This is a genomic window from Streptococcus cuniculi, from assembly GCF_004570575.1.
GTDB lineage: Bacteria > Bacillota > Bacilli > Lactobacillales > Streptococcaceae > Streptococcus > Streptococcus cuniculi_A.
In genome coordinates this window covers 1-395 of record NZ_SPPD01000108.1, presented here as the reverse complement: position 1 = coordinate 395, position 395 = coordinate 1, and the positions used below count along the sequence as shown (strand labels likewise).

General features: G+C 60.5%; 1 protein-coding gene. It reads left to right on the top strand.

Annotated features, from left to right (window positions below; all coding sequences use genetic code 11):
- Positions 1–395, top strand: a 395-nt coding sequence (locus E4T82_RS12685; RefSeq protein WP_194185906.1) for a lysophospholipid acyltransferase family protein, incomplete at both ends; no start/stop codon positions are given.

Below are 395 nucleotides of genomic sequence, written 5' to 3'. Positions count from 1 at the left end.
AGGTATTCCTGGGCATTCGTTTCGAGGTCAAGGGCGCTGAAAACGTCCCGGACCAGCCTTGCGTGATTCTGTCGAACCACCAAAGTACCTGGGAAACGTTCTTCCTCTCGGCGTACTTTTCGCCGTTGAGCCAAGTGCTTAAGCGTGAGTTGCTGTACGTGCCGTTCTTTGGCTGGGCCATGGCCATGTTGCGGCCGATCGCCATGGACCGCGACAACCGTTGGGACCGCGTCTCCCAGGCTTACAACCTGATCGTCGACGGCCAGGCCGAATTCAACGCCGCCACCGCCCAGGAAGGCCTCGAAGCCGCCTATGCGCGTGGCGAGAGCGATGAGTTCGTCAAAGCCACCACCGTCGGCGAGCCGGTCAAAGTTGAAGACGGCGATGCCGTGGTG